Source organism: Paraburkholderia sp. SIMBA_053, from assembly GCF_046534895.1.
GTDB classification, from domain to species: Bacteria; Pseudomonadota; Gammaproteobacteria; order Burkholderiales; family Burkholderiaceae; genus Paraburkholderia; species Paraburkholderia caledonica.
This window is the reverse complement of the sequence record NZ_JAWRXU010000014.1, coordinates 71,332-87,259: the sequence shown is the minus strand read 5'-3', so window position 1 is coordinate 87,259 and position 15,928 is coordinate 71,332. Positions and strand designations below refer to the sequence as shown.

Sequence of the window (15,928 nt, the reverse complement as noted above, 5' to 3'; positions counted from 1 at the left end):
GCTCGCCTATGCCTTTTCGTTTGCTGTTGCTTTCGACTGCATCCGGACAGTTTCCCCGTTCGCGATTGCGTCCCCCGGGTTATTAATTACGTGGTCCGTTGCGGCGATGCCAGTCGCAACTTCAACGTAGGTGCCGAAGTCGCGTCCGATAGTCACTTTGCGAAGCTCCACGTTGTTCTGGGCGCCGACGACGGCGACTATTACGCCGTCGGGCCTAAAGAGCAATGCGCTGACCGGTAACTGGAATGCAGGAGAAGTGGTCGTGAGGGCCACGTGCACCTGAGCATAGGAACCCGGCTTCAATGCACCATCAGCATTATCGATATCGACTTCGACATGCATGGTGCGGCTCACCGGGTCGATCGCGTTTGAACTGCGTGCGACAGTGCCTGCGAACCGACGGCCTGGATACTGCTGCGTGCTAAGCCAGACCTTAGTCGCAGGAGATATCTTGCTGGAGTCATCCTGGGGCACGTCGATGTATACCCGAAGTCGGTCGGTCTGTACGATATGGAAGAGTTCGCCCGGCATCGTCGCGAGCCCAGGTGTACCGCCAGCCGTTACCAGAGCGCCGACCTGTACATTACGAACAGTGATAGTGCCACTGAATGGCGCCGTTACGGCCTGGTAACCGACCAGCTCTTGGAGGCGGGCCACGTTTGCCTGCGCCGCTTGCAGCGCAGCCAGTTTGGCGGCTGCATCGCTCGTTTTCGAGTCTGCGTCCTGTTGTGCGACCGACTGTGTCTGCAACATCGTGTCCCACCGCTGAGCGGTAGTCTTCGAAAAGTTGTAGTTGGCCTGCGCGGTGGATTCATCTGCACGGGCCTGTTTGAGTTCGGCGTCGAGCTCAGGCGTATCAATCTGTGCGAGCGTCTGGCCCGCCTTTACTTTTGCGCCGATGTCGGCGAACCAGTGTTGGACGTATCCGCTGGTTCGCGCATAGATTGAAGCATCGGCCCACGGCGTTACCGATCCCGGCAGAAGCAGCTCTTGGCTCGAAGGCGCCCGCGTGGGTAAAACGACCGACACGGTGGGTTCGCGCTGCAGGTCGACCTGCGCAGCCTGTGCGCTGCGTGCCGCGATACGCGGAATGATCCCGATGGCAAGCAGTGCGATGGCAACGCAGCTAAGGCCAATGACCACCGCACGTCGACGCTGTGTAGAATTCTTTGGCCTCTCTTCTGCGGTCTCACCAAGCTCTGGAGAAAGGTTCTCGTTCATTGGAAAGCTTCCTTTTTAAGAATGCGTGGCAGCGTTGCCGAGCCTGTTAGCGCGCGACTCGCGGTGTTTTGCGAGCCAGCTGTGGACCATGCCAAAGACGACGGGCACAAAGATTAGTGTCGATAATGTACCGATGGCCAAACCACCGATAACCGCACGACCCAATGGCGCGTTTTGTTCCCCACCGTCGCCAAGTCCAAGTGCCATTGGCAACATACCGATCAGCATTGCAAGCGCAGTCATTAAAACCGGCCTGAATCGGTTAAACCCGGCATCGAGCGCGGCTGCCAGAGGAAGCATGCCTTTTGCGAGTGACTCCCGCGCCGTGTTAATGACCAGAATGCTGTTTGCTGTCGCGATACCGATACAAAGAATAGTTCCAGTCAACGCCGGTACGCTCAACGTCGTCTGTGTCACGAACAGCATCCACGCAATTCCGGCCATGGAAGCCGGCAGACCACTGATGATGATGAGTGGATCAAGCCACGACTGGAAATTGACGACCATCAGGAGATAGACCAGTGCGATTGCAAAGACGAGACCAAACGCGAGGCCGCGAAATGATTCGCTCATCGACTGGACTTGGCCGCGCATCACAATCGACGACCCGGGCGGTAGCTGAGCACGTGCAGCGTCAACAAGCTTGGTTACGTCAGTTGCGGCCCCTCCAAGATCGCGTCCTTGCGTAGACGCGAAGATGTCGAGAACCGGTTGCACGTTGTAGTGAGAGACAACAGCCTGTTGCGTGCTCCGCGATGCCGTTCCCAACGTACCAAGCTGGTTTTGCGGGTTTGCGCTAGAGGGCGTCGTTACGGGAATGTTCGCAAGCGTTTGTAGAGAATGGATGTCGTACTGTGGAACTTGCGCCATCAGCGGGTAGCTCACGCCGTTTTTCGGGTCGAGCCAGAAGTTCGGCGTAGTTTGCGAACTTCCTGACAGTGCGATCAGAAGGTTTTGCGCGACATCACGTTGCGTCAGGCCTGCCTGTATCGCCTTCGTCCGGTCAACATTAAGGTTGATTGTTGGCTCGTCGCCTGGTTGCTGGATTCGCGCATCCACGAGACCGCGCACGCCCCGCATTTCACTGAGCAGGCGATTTGCAACAACGCGGTTCTCCTTGAGCTTGTTACCGACAATCTGAACGTCAATTGGGGCTGGCAACCCAAAATTCAAAATCTGGCTAACGATGTCGGCAGGGAGAAACGCGAAGGTAACGCTCGGAAACGCGGTCGAGAGAGCGTCGCGCAATTGCGAAACGTAATGTGCGGTTGGCTTGTGGTCCGGGGTCAGCGTGATGAGCACATCCGCATCTTCCGGCCCGACAGGGTCGGACGAGTCATAGGTCAGATTGATACCGCTCACCGGTACTCCGATGTTATCGAGGACAGCTGCCTGTTCGTTGCGCGGAATGACGGAGCGAATCTTCGCTTCGACCTCGTCAGTAATGCGAGCCGTCTCCTCAATCCGTGTGCCGGTTGGCGCGCGAAGATGCAGTCGGATTTCTCCCGTATCAACGCTCGGAAAGAAGTCGCGGCCTGTGAAGGGCACCAGAACAAGCGATGCGAGACAAACACCAATCCAGACGATAACAAAGCGACGCCGGCTCGCGATAGCACTGCTGAGCAGGCCGCGATATCGGTCACGCAAGTGCTCAAATCGGGCCTCAAATCCTGATTGGAATCGTCTCAGTGTACCTGCGATCCCGCGCGCCGGCGGCGCGTCGGTGCGGCGGGCGCGCAACAGATACATGGCGAGGGTCGGAATTAGCGTCCGCGAGAAGAAGTACGATGCACACATTGCGAAAACGACCGCTTCTGCGAGTGGGACGAAAAGATATCGTGCTACGCCGGACAGCAGGAACATCGGAACAAAGACGATGCAGATGGACAACGTGGAGACGAAGGTCGGGACTGCAATTTCGCCGGAGCCGATGAGAATTGCGTCGTGTAGAGGTTCACCACGCTCTAGGTGGTGCGTGATGTTTTCGATTGCGACGGTGGCGTCGTCAACGAGGATGCCCACCGCAAGCGCCAATCCACCAAGCGTCATGATGTTGATCGTCTGGCCAAGTGCAGCCAGTGCAGTGAGCGACGTCAGGACAGCAAGGGGAATTGAAACGGCAATGATAAGCGTGGCGCGCCAGCTACCGAGGAAAAGCAAGATCATGGCCGCCGTCAGGCATGCCGCGATCAGCGCTTCTCGAACCACGCCGGAAATCGCCGACTTCACGAACACTGACTGGTCGGAGAGAGGCGTGATTTTGAGGGCGCTCGGAAGGCCTGCTGCGATTTTGGGCAGCATGTTCTTGACCTGCTGGATGATGGTGAGTGTCGAGGCGCTCCCAGTCTTTTCGACTGTAAGCAACGCGGCTCTCTTGCCATCAGCGCGCACCATGTTTGTCTGTGGAGCATAGCCATCAATCACATGCGCGACGTCCCGAACGTAGACTACACCGCCGTTTACGGTCTTGATAGGGAGGTCGTTCAGAGCCGCAACGGTCTGCGTGCTACCGTTCATTTCGACGTTGTATTCGCGAGATCCAATCTTGGCCGTGCCGCCTGGCAGGATCAGGTTCTGGGCATTAACTGCATTGACCACGTCGATTGGAGCAAGACCTTTGGCCTGTAACGCTTTCGTATCGAGCTGGACCATGATCTGGCGAATCTTGCCGCCATATGGGAGCGGGACCGCGGCGCCTTGCACGGTTGCAAGCTGTGTGCGAATAAAGCTGTTGCCGAGGTCGTAAAGTGACTGTTCGGGCAACGTCGAACTCGACAGTCCCAACTGAAGAACGGGAACCGTCGACGCATTGTAGGTGATGATGTTGGGCGGGAGCGTACCCGGCGGCAGAATGCGCAAGATTGACGCGGAGTTGGACGAAGCTTCTGCTATCGCACGGTTGATGTCTGCTCCAGGGTGAAAGAAGACTTTCACGACTGAGACACCATTCAATGACTGAGACTCGATGTGCTCGATATCGTCCACGTCTGACGTAAGGGCTCGCTCGTAGTTCGACGTAATACGATGCGCCATGTCCTCGGCTGAAAAGCCGTTGTACGTCCAAACGATACTCACAACAGGGATGTCAATATTCGGGAAAATGTCCGTGGGCGTGCGCAGTACAGCTAGAGGCCCAATGATGAACAGCAGGACAGCGAGGACAATGAAGGTATAAGGTCGTCGCAGCGCCAGGTTAACTATCCACATGATGCTCCCTAGATGAGTAACGCAATGCCTCGCGTTCGCTCTTTGGGCAGCAGCGAGGAAGTTGCGAGTATCCGGGTGGTGGATTTACCTGATTCTGACCTTGAGATTACAAATTTGACATCTTTCGCATATAGCCGGCGGGATAGGTCTACAAGCGAGAGATCTGCTAGGCGCGGCTTCGCTCTGCTGCCGTCGGGACGAAGATCGCCGCAATGTGCTGAGTTGCTTCACGCCTTAATGGGCTTCCCAACTGCCGGGCCTTAAAGATGTCAATTTTGTAATCCCCTGGCAAAGACGCGGTAATCTTGCCGGGCCCAGAATAGCACCGTCTCGGGAGGAAGTCCCTCTGTACTTTCCGGGGGCGCCCGGCGAACGATTCGATTGCGCCTAACCTTGGCTCAACTGCGCCGCGTGTTCGGAGGGGCGAGCCTCAGAATAGAAAGCTTCATTTAAATGTCGAAAGAACGCGAAACCTCTGGTAGCCACGTACGGACGATATTTGCCACGTTATGCCTCGCGGCAGTCGGTGCTGTGGTGGTTGCATCCGGCGTCATCTATTCCGGTGTATATGACGTTTCCGCTGCATCGGGACACAACCCGGTCGTTGCATGGGTGTTGCATGCGACGTACCAACAGTCACTGCACCGGCACGCGGTCGGGGCCGTTGTACCGTCAGACTTGATGGACGACTCGAACATCAAGGCGGGGGCTGAGCTATATCGTTCAACCTGTGCTCAATGTCATGGAGCGCCTGGTGAGACGCTCAGCCCGGTCGGACAGGGAATCTTGCCGCTAGCACCCAAACTTCTCAGCGCGACTCGCCGAAACAATCCTCCGATCATGTTCTGGGTGATTAAGAACGGGGTGAAGATGACAGCGATGCCTGCGTTCGGAAAGACGTGGGACGACAAACAAATCTGGCAGATGTCGGCGTTTCTGAACAAGGGCCGCGGCATTTCCGCCAAAGACTATGCGGCGCTTTCGGCGGGTGCCGGTCCGGCGAAATAGGGCAAACCTGGCGCCGGCAGGCGATCATTCGGCACAGGCGGCAGTGTTGTCTTGCCGGGGCACCGCACAAGGGCGCGTTCTGCAGAACGGGGTTACATGGAAGCTGAAAGTCTGTCTCCAACGCTGCCGCGGCGGGGTAACGTCACCGAGGTTTTCCTAACGTTTCTAAAACTAGGCCTTACCAGTTTCGGTGGGCCTGTTGCGCACATTGGCTACTTTCGCCGGGAGTTTGTTGAACGTCGCGGATGGGTAAGCGAGGTGATGTTTATCGATCTCCTCGCGCTGTGCCAGTTCCTTCCAGGTCCCGCAAGCAGCCAGCTTGGGTTCTCTATTGGACTGATCAGGTCTGGCTGGTTCGGGGCTGCGGCAGCATGGACGGGATTTACGCTTCCATCTGTTCTGCTCATGCTTGCGTTTGCTATCCTGGCGCCCGACCTAGCGGGACCGTTCGGTCAAGGCCTTACCCACGGCCTGAAGCTGGTTGCGGTGGTCATCGTTAGCCAGGCTGTATGGGACATGGCCCGAACGCTATGTTCAGATCACCGCCGGGCCGCCGTAGCGCTCGTAGCGATGGTTATCCTCGGCGTTCTGACGACCGTCTATGCTCAACTACTTGTGATCGCCGTCGGCGCGACACTCGGATTGCTCATTTGCCGTGCCCCTGTTCGGGGGGGAGTACGCGGGAGCTTCGAAATGCGTGTGACTATAAGCACGCGCGCGGTCGGTTTGCTGGCGCTAACGGTTTTTGGCATCCTTTTTGTCTGCGCAGCCAGGTTCAGCACGGGGCACGACGGTCTTGCTGCGCGGATGTTCTACGTTTTCTATCGCTCAGGCGCACTCGTTTTTGGCGGCGGTCATGTCGTGCTGCCCCTGCTGCAGCAACAGACGGTAGCGACGGGTTGGGTGCCCGCGATCCAATTCTTAGCGGGATATGGTGCTGCGCAGATGATGCCGGGTCCGCTCTTTTCATTCGCGGGCTATCTCGGGTGGATCATGGGCGGGGCTCAGGGGCACTGGGGCGGGGCCTTGCTGACGACTGTCGCGATTTTCCTTCCGGGCCTACTTCTCGTTGTCGCCGCCTTGCCTTTCTGGCAGCAATTGCGAAGGATGCCCTCGATAGGCGCCATGCTCGCCGGCGTGAATGCATCCGTCGTGGCACTTCTGGCGACGGCGCTTTATTCGCCGATCTGGACGAGTGCGGTCGCCACAGGAGTTGATTTTGCAATTGCTTCGGTGGGTTTTGTGCTTTTGATCCGCTGGAAACTAGCGCCAATCTATATTGTCGTCGGTTGTGCATGCGCAGGTATGATTGAGTCAGTTTGCAGATAGCGGCGGCGCGATCAGACAATGTCGTAAAATCGAACTTGGATAGCGTCAAGCGGCACGGTCGGTCGCGTTGCCTCACCGGGATGACGTGACTCGCGGGTAATTGTCACTCTCCGGTTGTCTTGCGATGAAGGCTGGTTCCGCGTAGCAGCACCGGCCTTCATCGAGCGCGCAAAACTGCGCAAGTAGTCTGCGTATGGTTGCATCCTGCACCGACGCTGAACGCACGATGTGCTTAGGCGGCGTCAGGGCGCTTTCATGCCGTTCGCACCATGACGTCTTCGATTTCAGCTTGAATGTAGGCTGGAAGAAGTTGATGTACAGACGCGGAACGGTTTGCGTAGCCTCGCGTTTACGTAACCTGCCATACGCGACGCGATGTACAACTGATCCATTCTTCTGGTGAGCCGCGCTTGGTTATTTTCTGTACGCACGTGAGCGTGTCAGCTCGATACCCGTTGCATTGCAGAAGGTGAATATCGCTTCGTCCATAAAGGCTGTATCGACTCGCTTCTGACGTTCAACGCTTCACTGCAGGTGCTCCGCGGCCCGCATGATGCATACGCATGAACTTCTATACGAAGGTCTGGTAACGGTTCGCCGCAACCAGGACTACGATGGCGGAGAAGGGTGGCTTTGCAGTCATTGAGGGCAAACACGGACGAACTGAAAGGTCATCGCGTGACGGCAAACCATTGATATCAATCGTCGACGATGACGAGTCAATCCGCATCGGGACCGCCAGCCTTATTCGGTCGCTCGGATTTGCGGTCGGTAGCTTTCCATCTGCAGAAGCGTTCCTCAAGGCAGATGAGCCTGACCGTTCGTGTTGCATGATCTCCGACGTGAAAATGCCAGGTATGAGCGGTTTGGAGATGGTCCGCCGCCTGAGGGCGCTCCCGTGCCTGTTGCAAGTGATTTTTGTATCGGCCTGGAATCTCGAGGAAGTTTGCCGTGAGGTGATTGCACTGGGGAACTCAATTATCCTAGTCAAACCGCTCGTAGCAGAACGGTTGTCCGTTGCACTGGAGACCGTTTGGGACAAGTGATAAGTTGCTGTGGCGGCGGTGCACGCTTGTGCCGATTTTGAATGCGCTGACGCTGAGTCTTATGAACCGCCTGATGTAATTGCCGCCAGCAGCGACTTAATTTGCCCCGATACATCAGTGATAAGTGACTCGAAATGCAGTGAGTTGTCAGCGAACTGGACACGCTCGATATCGAGATCAACGGTATTTCCGTCGAGCGACGGCTGAACCGGTGTCCTATACAGCACGGGTCCATAGGCGTCTGCTAAACCGCCCGTCGCTACAAGCTTTACGTTTCCCTGCATATGTCCATGCTGTGTCAACGTCACACCGCCTTGCGTTGTTACTGTCGCAGCAGAGGTAAGTGGTAGTACACTTGAAGTGTTCAGGGAAGCTGTCGGGCTTCTCCCCTGAAGTGAATGCGCTAGGGCGGAAGAAAATTCGACGTCGCGGGCCTGATAGCCAGGAGTGTCGGAATTGGCGATGTTCGATGACAGCAATTCCTGTCTGTACGCGCGGACATTGAGCGCCTGTTTGTCGAACTCGAATGCGGCATCGATCTTATCTAACACTTTAAGCCTCTCACCAGAGATGACATGCTGCGTGACACGCAAGGACCCAAAAGCAGGTATCGCCTAAAATGTCCCGGGCGCCTGCGCTGGCGAGCGAACCGTGATGGACGATATCGCACAGAAAGCAGTCTCATTACAACGGAGTCTGCATGATGTCGGTGTATGCGCTGACCAGCTTGTTGCGGATCTGCAGTGATTCTTGAAATTTGATTCCTGCCTTCGCACCATCGACGACCGCATCGTTTAGCGAGACGTTGGATGCTCCCAGCTGGAATGCCTGCATCTCACCGCGCGAGGCTGCCTGACTTGCACTTATCTTGGCGAGCGACTGCTGCAATAGCGTCGCGAAGTCGATAGACCCGTTGGCCGCTGGATTCGGTTGATCAGGGGCTAACGCCGAAGGACCAGCTGCTTCGGACACGAGTGTCCGCATTTGCTGCAATGCCGATACAAACGGATTGACCTGTAGCATATTGAGTTTTCCAGAGGGCTTAATCGGGGTCTGTGAAGAGAAACGCACCGAGTGCACGTTGCCTGTCGAGCATTACCGAGGTGCGCGTGTGCAATGCATTTTCGGCGAGCTTATATGACGGGAGTCGAGCAATTTGATTACAAGTTTGTCAATTTGTTTTCCGGCGCCCTGTTCCAGCTTGCGTTGTGTTCAGGATGCACTACCGACGGTCGCTAACTGCCGGAGATCGAAGAAGTGGTTGGCTCGAAAGCGACCGTGAGCGTTGTCTCAATACGGGAAATACTCATAACTCATGCGATCAGTCCTCGGCGCGCCTCGAAAATTCCGGGCCCGCACGAGACGTGCGATCAGGTGGGACTGGTCAGATACTTCTCTCAACCGGTTCGGTTTGGCATCCGCCGCATGTGTCCGAACCGTGGCCTCATTCGGCGAATGTGCCGTTTGCGGGCATAGCGGGGCCCATTCCATTGGAGCTACCCGCCTGCTCGGAGCCATGACGGATGGCGTAGATGGCCTTGTTTCGCGCAATAGTTCTTGCGCTCGGCGGGTAGTCGTTATGAGTTGGCAGCAATCCTTGAGCTTGGGCCTGAATCAGTTCCTGATTTACTTGTTCCCGCGTGAAACCACTTGTTTGAGCAAAGGCATGACCTGCGAAGGTGACAGCAAACGCGGCGAGAATAAATTTCGCGGACTTCTTCATGGTTGCTTCCTCGTATTAACTTTCGCGCACTGTAGCGACGAAATTTCGGATTTGAACGATACGCGCAGCGTCTCCTTGGCGCGTCAGCCGGAGTCGAGCCAAGTTGATGTTACCGGGCACTGGACGCGCTCTGTCCGGGATTCTGGGTAGCGGAGGGGACGGAGGAATAGGACGCTTTGTGTTGGTCCAGCGCTGCAACGTTCGCTTCTGCGTCCTGAATCGGCTGCGGATAATTAAACTCTTCGGAGACCGGTCGGTACCCGACAGACTCGAGCCTCGCAAGCTCGGATTGCACTTGCGCTCGAGTCGGCCCCACTCCTTGAGTCTGCGCGAAGCAAGCGAGCGGTGACAACGATGCCGCGATCAAAACGGCGGAGATTTGCTTTTTCATGGCTGATATCCTCACAGTTGCGGCGAACATGTGATGGAGGTCACAATTGAATCGCCTTGGATGCACCGATTTACTCTGGTGTTGACGTGTATTGTGTGTGCCGCAGACTGTCGAGATTCCGTCGTCTTGATTACATTTTTGATAACTACGCGCAGGGCGGGCGCGATGCACAAAAGTGACAGGGTGGTCTGCCCGGAAACGGACTATATAGATGTATCACGGGACGCACCGACGGATGAGGGAGCGTCAAGCGGTATGCGCAACAGCCCGGTATAGAGTTCCAAGGTCAAGCTGAAAAGACCGAGCGGCACAAATCGTTGCGCAGCAGGTATGAATCGCCCAGCGGACAGCTGCCGCGCTTACTGGGAACAGCAAGAAACCAACATGAACCAACCGGCATCTTGTTTCTACCTCCTTGTGTTGACTCGGACCATTCCATAGTGGCGGAACGTGCTATCGCATGCATCGATTCATCCACCTGTGCGTTCAGTCTTTCTGACCTTGCGAAGATGGACGCTCGCCGGCACTTTCCCCTGGTTTCTTCGGCGGAAAACCTGGGTATGTGGGAAAGCCGGCCTGCCCGCATCGTTCCTGATTAGTTACAAGCAGCGACTGTCTAGGATCACACGGGCAGTCGCTCGGCAACCCCGTTCCAGTACCGCAGGAATCGCCTTGTCAAGAGCAGCACGGCTCCTGCCCATCACCTCACCGTACTCCGTCAACAATCCACGCAGGTTGTTGACCTGCATCGTGCGAAATTTGATGAGTTGCTGGCGCATCCGATGCAGCGCCAACATCGCCTGCTGTGTCTCGGTCTTCACCGCTACCGGCTTGCTAGGTTGCTGAACGGCCAGCCAAATCGCGCGTGCATCAGCAGCATCGTTCTTGTTTCGAATGTTGAAAGCCTTGGCAAATTCAGCCGATGTCAATTTCACTTCATGCCCCATCTTAAGTAGTCCCGATGAGGCACGGCGCACGGTTCGCAAAGTGCTCAAGAAACATCGCCCGCTTGATCGGCTTGTTCACGATCTCTCCGGTTTCCGGATCAACGTAGTGCACCGGGTAACCTGCTTGGCGATGTCAACGCCTACGGCCATACTATTCATCGTGGATCCTCCAGTCGCCGGGAAATGCTTGCATTTTCCACCTGGGCACATCGATGCCGTTAGCCTGTGAGAATCTCCGTCCTCAGCTCACACATTCACGGGTGGGACGCGTTCATCTCATTCTTAAGTTACTGCCGAGATCGTGCTGATTGGTCGATGGTCACAATGCACTGCGACCTTTTGTCTCGTCACGGAGGAGAGTGGTCTTGGCGGACTAAGCAACGATTGTATTAGGCCGGAGGTTGGAGTGCGGTTGTCTCATCGACTGGCCGTTCATATAAAAACTGGAACGCAGCGATCCGGCGAGCGGTTGGTCACAGTCCAGATTGCGCGCGCCTTCCCTTACTTAGAAGCGAGCGCGCCGCGGGTCTTCGTCTCTGGTCTTAGTTGTGCGCAGCCATGGTAACCGGGAATAGCAGCACGAAGCGCGTGCCATGCGCGTCGCTTTCCGCGTAGACACGACCGTGATGAAGTTCCATGATGGTTCGGACAATGGCAAGTCCGAGACCGGAAGAGCCGCTGGCGCTAGCGGGTCCGCCGCGAGACGGGTCTCCGCGATAGAACCGGTCAAAAACACGTTCAAGCAACTGTGGCGCGATGGGCTGTCCATCGTTTTCGACGCAAAGGCGCATCCAGTCGGCATCCCGGTTCGCCGATAGCACAATGGTTCCTTGTCGGGGCGTATACCTCACGGCGTTCGCGAGCAAATTGCTTACCGCACGTCGAAACAACTCTACATCTGCTGTCACGAACCCAGTGCCACTAACAACGATGGTTACGCCAGCGTCATCCGCAAGTCCCTCAAAATATTCCGCGATTCGCCGCAGTTCCGCGATCGTATCGAAATCCCGCATGTGGCGCGCAAATTGAGGGTGTTCAGCGCGGGCGAGAAACAACACGTTCTCGATCATACGGGACAGGCGGTCACATTCTTCAAGATTCGAACCAAGCAGAGTTTGATATTCCTCGGCCGAGCGAGTGCGCGCCAGAGCGACTTCTGTCGCCCCCCGCAGGTTGGCCAAAGGTGTGCGCATGTCGTGTGCAAGGTCTGCGGTCAACTGCGAAAGATGCTGGAAGCTCCTTTCTAGTCCGGCTAACATACCGTTAATTGAAGCGACAAGCGGGTCGAGTTCGCGAGGCAAACGATCAATCGCAATGCGCGTATGGAGCTTGTCGGACGTAACTGTGGACGCGCTCCTTGTCATTTCGCGCACCGGCGTAAGTGCTCTCCGAACCAAGTAAAATGCCATCAAAAAGGCCACAAAGACGCCTATGGCACCAGCCGCCTGGAGCCTATCCCGATAGTGATCAAGCAGCAGCCAGCGGTCCCTCATATTTCGCACAATTTCGATTTTTGCAATACTACCGTCTTTCAGTCGTGCGTCGGCTCCGAGCATTCGATACGGCTGGTCCTTCTGCTCTTTTAGCGAAACTATGGCGTTTTCAGTGATCTGAGCATCAGCAGGTACGGTATCGTCTGGAAGGGATAGGTTGGCAACTGTATTGTCGACGTTGTGCTGCACGAGAACCTTTCCGGCCGAATCAAGCACCCTCAACGAAAGCGCGGCATTGCCAAGGACCTGGCTCTCAAGACGCTCGCGATATTGTTGGATTTCGGAGATATCTAGCAGTTCATTGGCTAGCCGCCGAGTGTGGCGTGCTGAAAGGACGATATCCATGTCGTCCTGCACGCGGACTTGTCGTTCCAATGCGTAGTAAACGAAACTTCCGACTAAACCGAACACGGCAAACGTAGTGGTCGCAAAAGCTAGCGCGAGGGTGGTCGTTAGCGAACGCGGGCGCATTAGTTTCGCTCGATGGAATCGATCATATATCCAACACCGCGCACGGTGTGGACGAGCTTCACTTCAAAACCGTCGTCTATCTTCGCGCGTAGCCGCCGAATAGCGACTTCGACCACATTAGTATCGCTGTCAAAATTCATGTCCCAGACATAGGATGCGATTTGCGTACGACTGAGAACCTCGCCTCGTCTGCGAGCGAGCAATTGCAGAAGTGCGAATTCTCGTGGAGTAAGGTCGATGCGGCGCCCGCCTCGTCGTACCCGGCGCCGCGTGACATCTACTTCCAAGTCACCAAGGGAAATCAGATCGGTCTCCCGCGGGGGGCCGCGCCTAGCGAGCGATCTGACTCGGGCTAGAAGTTCGACGAACGCGAAGGGTTTGACGAGGTAATCGTCGGCCCCCAATTCGAGGCCTCGGACTCGATCCGCGACGTCGTCGCGCGCGGTCAGAAATAGGACGGGCGTCGACTTAGCCTCTCGCAGGCTGCGGATGACGGTCCAGCCATCCATTGACGGAAGCATTACGTCCAGCACGATGACATCGTAGTCATCTTCCTTTGCCAAAATAAGGCCTTCCGCACCGTCGCCCACCACGTCGACGAGATAGCCTGCCTCTTCGAGCCCTTTCTTAATGTACGCGGCGGCCTTTAGCTCGTCTTCGACAACCAATATACGCATCTAGAATTCTCTGCGATAACAAGTATCCATGCGTCGAATTCTACGCATATCGAGCCTCTGCTGAATTACAATTCTGTCATTTTGTGCCGCCCCTCGGCAAATCATGCAGTTCCCTCAGAGCGGGCTTCTGACAGGCTCCGCAAAAACTGTTTATTGGTGAAACCGCGCACTTATGTTCCATCCTAGCCTGCAGCAACCATAGCTGCGCGGCAGGCGCGTGTCCGTCTGAACTCTTGCGCATCGAATTTTATGACCGTGAAGTGCACAGACAAAAAAAGCCCGGCTACTGCCGGGCTTAAGGACAGTCGCTACCACCAACTGTCTGCGTGGACGGAAAATGTTGATGATTTATGAAACTGATCTATCAATGCTTGAATTTTGCGCATGTATAGCCGCACGAGATGGCTGACGGAGTCGATTATTCTCAGCATGGAACTGAACGAGCCACCCCCAAGGGCAATCTTCCGCGATGACTAGATGGTCCGCCGGTTTGTCATTCGATGGCCATGCAATATAGGTTCCTCTTTCCGCTCGGGAAAACGCTCGCTTCGCACCGTTTCTGACCGCAAGCCAAAGAAGAGTGGATATGCCAACAATGACTGCTCTGAAAATCCCGGTGTTTAACAGATCGGGCTTACCAATGGCAACGATCACAATAAAAACGAGTAGTTCCGAGACCGCGACAATCATGCCATACAAGACGAGGTTTGCTCGGACCATTGCGATCGTTACGACGACCCCGTTACTCATCGAAATTCCATTTGCGCGTATTGAGACATAAACAATGTTCGCCGAAGGGACGGCTCGCGGCAAGGGTTCGTCCAGGAATGCTGTATTTCTCTGCCGAGCGGGGATAGATGAATCATCCCTTCAGAGCTTCAATGGAGCTGAGGCATCGATACTAGTCCGTTAATTGCCCCGTGCTACCGGTCGGCTCACAACTGTGCGCCCGGATGCAGATCCATCAGAAGTCTCTAGCGTATGGGAGAAAGCTTATCGTTTCCGTAGCGGGTGAGGCGGGTATCGAAACGCGAGCCGTACGGGGGCATTGCACGAATCTGTATAGGCAGCCGAATGTCAGTCCACACGGGGCATTCGGCGCGGGAAGGTCGGAAGGAAAGGATTAACGATCCTGCGGTGAATTCCTGCTCGAGGTTACCGCAGAATGCTTCGCACCAGGCACTGCGCTAGGTGCGAAGCGTGCCACCGGTCGACTAGATGTTAAAAAAGATGCCGCATCGCGACGCGGCTGACGAATTGATTGCCGTTTGAGGACGGGGCAGCGGCACCGGTAACGTACCCTTGGTCGAGGGGAGCCGCAACCGCACCACCGCCAAACGCGTGTTGGTACATCCCTTGGACGTAGACGTCGGTGCGCGGCGATAGAGCATAATCTGCCATGACGCCGAACTGGTGCCATTTCGGCGTCGAATTACCTGCGTCGCTGTCGAAGTGAGCGACGGTGTAGTTATACATAGCACCCGCAAACACGTTCTTCGTGAACTGGTACTTGAAGTTCAACTCGAAGTTGTCGAACTTGAGCGAATTTGCCGTGTTCGCGAAGTTGCCGACGTATACCGAGCCAGTCGCGTTGTTTAGATCGGTATGGGAGTAAACGAAGCCAACGGTTGCTGCTTCGAAAAGGGTGTAGTTAATCCCTGCACCCCAGACCCGTTGGCGGCCAGCAAAGAAGTTGGTGTCGTCAGTCGCGAGAGAGCCAGTCTGCGTCGCGCCGGGGTTATTAATCTGCATGTAGGCCGCAGCCGCCGAGAACGGCCCCGTGACGTACTGAGCGCCCAAGCTGTAAGACCGGTTATTCGAGAATCCGCCGGCCTGATTGCTAAAGCCGTACAGTCCGCCGAAAGTGAAGCCACCATAGTTGTTGCTTGTGTACTTCACTGAATTGTTCAGGCGGAACGAGTTATCAGTGTTGTCATTGTCATAAGGGTGAGAAAGGAGATAGCCTGCCCAGTTCCCGTTGGCGGTAAGCGGCGCGAGAAAGTCGACAACGGAATCGTACTGTCGCCCCACCGTGAGCGTACCGTATGTGTTCGAACTCAAGCCGACATAAGCCTGACGGCCGAACATCCGACCGCCCTCTCCAAGTTTGCCGCTGTTCACGTCGAAGCCGTTCTCGAGCTGGAACAATGCCTTCAGGCCACCGCCGAGGTCCTCGTTTCCTTTAACGCCCCACCGGCTGCCTTGTGCATACCCGCTTGCCAACTCCTGATTCGAATGGCCGCCTACGTTATTTGTGTAGTCGAAACCTTCGTCGATCAATCCATACAGCGTTACGGTCGACTGCGCAAAAGAGGACAGCGGAAAGGCGAGTCCAAGGGCGCTAAAAATTACGGCGGGAAGAAGCTTCTTTTTCATTTACGGGTCCGTTGAGTGGTCTTGATAAACATGCACTTT

Annotated in this window: 12 protein-coding genes and 1 pseudogene; 3 read left to right on the top strand and 10 right to left on the bottom strand. The window is 55.9% G+C overall.

Translation table 11 applies throughout. The features are described from left to right. Positions 1-6 precede the first annotated feature (6 nt). Both SB753_RS28960 and SB753_RS28955 read right to left on the bottom strand, forming a co-directional pair. Positions 7-1,221 carry an efflux RND transporter periplasmic adaptor subunit gene (locus tag SB753_RS28960; RefSeq protein WP_410803139.1) on the bottom strand — a complete coding sequence of 405 codons (1,215 nt, stop codon included), beginning with the start codon at positions 1,219-1,221 and terminating at the stop codon, positions 7-9. A gap of 15 nt (positions 1,222-1,236) precedes the next feature. After that, entirely contained in the window at positions 1,237-4,428 is a 3,192-nt protein-coding gene (locus SB753_RS28955) for an efflux RND transporter permease subunit (RefSeq protein ID WP_410803137.1), read from the bottom strand. Between the two features lie 453 nt (positions 4,429-4,881). Between SB753_RS28955 and SB753_RS28950 the strand changes: the two genes are divergently transcribed. The 3 genes from SB753_RS28950 to SB753_RS28940 all read left to right on the top strand — a co-directional run bounded on the left by SB753_RS28950 (position 4,882) and on the right by SB753_RS28940 (position 7,811). Next, the gene (locus tag SB753_RS28950; protein WP_410803135.1) at positions 4,882-5,436 is read left to right on the top strand and encodes a c-type cytochrome; all 555 of its coding nucleotides are present in this window, start codon (positions 4,882-4,884) and stop codon (positions 5,434-5,436) included. 96 nt (positions 5,437-5,532) lie between these two features. Beyond that, a complete protein-coding gene (gene chrA, locus SB753_RS28945) occupies positions 5,533-6,765 on the top strand; it encodes a chromate efflux transporter (protein WP_410803133.1) in 1,233 nt (410 codons plus the stop codon). Between the two features lie 614 nt (positions 6,766-7,379). Next, on the top strand, positions 7,380-7,811 hold the full coding sequence (locus tag SB753_RS28940) for a response regulator (RefSeq protein ID WP_410803131.1): 432 nt from the start codon (positions 7,380-7,382) through the stop codon (positions 7,809-7,811). 59 nt (positions 7,812-7,870) lie between these two features. Here the strand turns inward: SB753_RS28940 and flgB are convergent, their stop codons facing one another. From flgB to SB753_RS28900, 8 genes and pseudogenes are all read right to left on the bottom strand, one after another. Beyond that, positions 7,871-8,362 carry a flagellar basal body rod protein FlgB gene (flgB, locus tag SB753_RS28935; RefSeq protein WP_410803129.1) on the bottom strand — a complete coding sequence of 164 codons (492 nt, stop codon included), beginning with the start codon at positions 8,360-8,362 and terminating at the stop codon, positions 7,871-7,873. A gap of 133 nt (positions 8,363-8,495) precedes the next feature. Then, a complete protein-coding gene (gene fliE, locus SB753_RS28930; protein WP_410803127.1) occupies positions 8,496-8,834 on the bottom strand; it encodes a flagellar hook-basal body complex protein FliE in 339 nt (112 codons plus the stop codon). A 421-nt stretch (positions 8,835-9,255) separates the two neighbouring features. Further along, positions 9,256-9,534, bottom strand: a complete 279-nt coding sequence (locus tag SB753_RS28925) for a DUF4148 domain-containing protein (protein ID WP_410803125.1) — start codon at positions 9,532-9,534, stop codon at positions 9,256-9,258. 109 nt (positions 9,535-9,643) lie between these two features. Next, a complete protein-coding gene (locus SB753_RS28920) occupies positions 9,644-9,925 on the bottom strand; it encodes a DUF4148 domain-containing protein (RefSeq protein ID WP_410803124.1) in 282 nt (93 codons plus the stop codon). A gap of 628 nt (positions 9,926-10,553) precedes the next feature. Continuing rightward, positions 10,554-11,031: pseudogene (locus tag SB753_RS28915) on the bottom strand (IS110 family transposase); the annotation flags it as partial. 383 nt (positions 11,032-11,414) lie between these two features. Beyond that, complete coding sequence (locus SB753_RS28910; RefSeq protein WP_410803122.1) at positions 11,415-12,836, bottom strand: heavy metal sensor histidine kinase; 1,422 nt, start codon at positions 12,834-12,836, stop codon at positions 11,415-11,417. After that, positions 12,836-13,513 (bottom strand): heavy metal response regulator transcription factor, encoded by a 678-nt coding sequence (locus SB753_RS28905; RefSeq protein WP_410803120.1) that lies wholly within the window; start codon positions 13,511-13,513, stop codon positions 12,836-12,838. Before SB753_RS28905 ends, SB753_RS28910 begins: the two co-directional genes overlap by 1 nt. A 1,221-nt stretch (positions 13,514-14,734) precedes the next feature. Continuing rightward, positions 14,735-15,889 (bottom strand): porin, encoded by a 1,155-nt coding sequence (locus SB753_RS28900; RefSeq protein ID WP_410803118.1) that lies wholly within the window; start codon positions 15,887-15,889, stop codon positions 14,735-14,737. Positions 15,890-15,928: the final 39 nt, after the last annotated feature.